The sequence below is a fragment of the Methylomagnum sp. genome (genome assembly GCF_054333355.1).
Genome location: NZ_JBTEKS010000516.1, coordinates 1 through 2,505 on the forward strand (window position 1 = coordinate 1; position 2,505 = coordinate 2,505).

General features: G+C 63.8%; 4 protein-coding genes. All 4 read left to right on the forward strand.

Annotated elements, in window-relative coordinates; all coding sequences use genetic code 11:
- Window positions 1–38 precede the first annotated feature (38 nt).
- Window positions 39–419: a 3D domain-containing protein gene (locus ACXWUF_RS21865; RefSeq protein WP_458496624.1), complete on the forward strand. Its 381-nt coding sequence runs from the start codon at window positions 39–41 to the stop codon at window positions 417–419.
- Between the two features lie 159 nt (window positions 420–578).
- Window positions 579–1,508 carry a DUF2167 domain-containing protein gene (locus ACXWUF_RS21870; protein ID WP_458496625.1) on the forward strand — a complete coding sequence of 310 codons (930 nt, stop codon included), beginning with the start codon at window positions 579–581 and terminating at the stop codon, window positions 1,506–1,508.
- A gap of 30 nt (window positions 1,509–1,538) precedes the next feature.
- A complete protein-coding gene (locus tag ACXWUF_RS21875; RefSeq protein WP_458496626.1) occupies window positions 1,539–2,081 on the forward strand; it encodes a TFIIB-type zinc ribbon-containing protein in 543 nt (180 codons plus the stop codon).
- Between the two features lie 113 nt (window positions 2,082–2,194).
- Window positions 2,195–2,505 (forward strand): large conductance mechanosensitive channel protein MscL (gene mscL / locus ACXWUF_RS21880; RefSeq protein WP_458496627.1); only part of this gene is annotated, 311 nt, incomplete at its 3' end.

Consider the following 2,505-nt stretch of genomic DNA (forward strand, 5'->3'; position numbering starts at 1 on the left):
CCCCGCTCCCACCTTCATATCGGACAAGGAGAAAGTCCATGCGCCTATCATTTCCCCCCGCCCATCCGGCGTGGCTGGCCGTATCGGTTCTGTTCGCCGCCGCTGCGCCCGCCCAGGCCCGTTCGCTGACCGTGACGGCCACCGCCTACAACTCCATCCGCGCCCAGACCGACGGCACACCGCATGTCGGCGCCTGCAACAAGCCAATCCGGCAGGGCGTGAACCTGCTGGCCGTCTCCCCGGACCTGATGAAAATGGGCTTGGATTGCGGCACCCAGGTCAAGGTGGAAGGCTTCGGCAATTTCGTGGTCTGGGACAAGATGGACGACCGATGGAAGCGCCGCATCGACATCCACATGGGCAAGAAGGTGGGCAAGGCCGAGGAATGGGGGGAGAAGAAGGTACGGATTCGTTGGTGACTCGATCCGCTGGCGCGTTCCCTGAGCGGAGTCGAAGGGAGCGCGCAGGCGGGGCGAGCAATCCCGATGCAGGACGCCTAACTGGCGGCTTTGTAACTCGACGATTCCCGGTAAACCCTACAGAATACGCCGCTCCCGTACCCTCATGGATTTACCCAGATGCCGAACCTCCGCACCCGCCCGCCGCGTCTCGCCCACTGGTGGCTTGCCTTGGCCCTGAGCCTGACCACCGCCCCGGCCAGCGCCGAGCCGGGCCTGCCCGAACCCGCCCGTAATGAATTGGAGACCGCTTTCCAACAAGCGGGCGCGGCCCTGCAAAAAGGCCCGGCCAATATCCCCATCGCCGGGCGGGCGGTGCTGCAATTGCCCACGGGCTACAACTTCGTGCCCGCCGAAGCGGCCCGCAGCCTGCTGGAGGCCATGGGCAATCCCGGCAATGAAAACGTGCAGGGCATGATCTTTCCGTCCGGGGACACCGAGACCGACTGGTTCATCGTGGCGACGTTCAATCCCGCCGGTTATATCCGCGACAACGACGCCAAGGACTGGAAGTCGGACGACATCCTCGCGGAAATCCGCAAGGGCACGGAAGCGGCCAACAGCGAGCGCCGCCGCCGCAGTTTGCCGGAGATGGAGGTGGCGGGCTGGGTGGAAGAGCCGCGTTACGAGGCCGACACCCACCGGCTGGTGTGGTCGCTGTCCAGCCGGATCAAGGGCCAGGCGCCGGGCGAGGCCGCCGGGATCAACTACAACACGCTGATGCTGGGCCGGGAGGGCTATATCAGCCTGAACCTCGTGACCGACCTCAACGCCATCGGCAAGCTCAAGGGCGTCGCCCACAACATGCTGGCCTCGCTGGAATTCGACGCCGGCAAGCGCTATGCCGACTTCCAGGCCGAGACCGACAAGGTGGCCGAATATGGGCTTGCCGCCCTGGTGGCGGGCGTCGCGGCCAAGAAGCTGGGCTTGCTGGCGCTGGCGGGGGTGTTCTTCGCCAAGTTCGCCAAGATCATCATCGCGGCGGGACTGGTGGGCTTGGGCGTGTTGGGCAAGGCGTTCGGGGGCAAGAAAAAGTCGGGGGACGCCTAAACAAGCCCCGCTGCGCCCGGATCGAGCCCGATGTCCCAATGCCGCCAATGCGGGGCACCGCTACCCGTGGATTCGATGGTGTGTGCCCACTGCGGCACCGCCAACGAAATCGACCTCGCCCTGATCCATCCCTACACGGTCCACGTCCCGGAAACCGAGCGCGTCTGCCCGGCGTGTGAAGCGCCGCTCCGCACCATTGACCTTCATCTATCCGGGACATTTTTGATCGAGCAGTGCGGCGGCTGTCTTGGCCTGTTTCTCGACACCAACGAACTGGGAACCCTGCTGGAGCTGGCCGTGCCCCATGTCCACGAAGCGGACCCGCGTCGGCTGCGCAAGCTGGCCGAGGAAACTTGGCGTCCCGAGGCCCATTGCCACTACCGGCGCTGTCCGGTGTGCCGGGAATTCATGCAGCGGAAGAATTACGCCCGGTTCAGCGGCGTGGTGGTGGACCGCTGCCCGGCCCATGGGATTTGGCTGGACGCCACGGAATTGCGGCGGCTGCTGTCGTGGGCGAAGGCGGGCGGGCTGGTGCTGGAGGGGGGCAAGGCCGACTTGGTTTTGAAAGCCTAGTCGGTCTTCCAGTTGTCGCGGCCAAGGGTTTCTTTTACGGTGCCGGCTCCGGTAAACTCGCGCTGGCTTCGTTATTTACCAAAAATCCTTAAAACAACAAAAGTGGTGACGCAATGCTGAAAGACTTTAAAGAATTCGCCATGCGCGGCAACGTCGTCGATATGGCCGTGGGTATCATCATCGGCGCTTCGTTTGGCGGCATCGTCAAGTCACTGGTGGACGACATCATCATGCCGCCCATCGGCTTGGTGCTGGGCAATGTGGATTTTTCCAACCTGTACGCGGTGCTTAAGGATGGCGCGACGGCGGGTCCGTACAGCGCCTTGGCGGAGGCCAAGAAGGCGGGGGCGGTGACGATCAATTACGGGCTGTTCGCCAATTCCGTGATTAGCTTCCTGATTGTCGCCTTCGCGGTGTTCCTGCT

Coding starts and splice junctions, on each gene's coding strand:
- ACXWUF_RS21865 (WP_458496624.1), top strand. CDS start 39: ATGCGCCTATCATTTCCCCCCGCCCATCCGGCGTGGCTGGCCGTATCG.
- ACXWUF_RS21870 (WP_458496625.1), top strand. CDS start 579: ATGCCGAACCTCCGCACCCGCCCGCCGCGTCTCGCCCACTGGTGGCTT.
- ACXWUF_RS21875 (WP_458496626.1), top strand. CDS start 1,539: ATGTCCCAATGCCGCCAATGCGGGGCACCGCTACCCGTGGATTCGATG.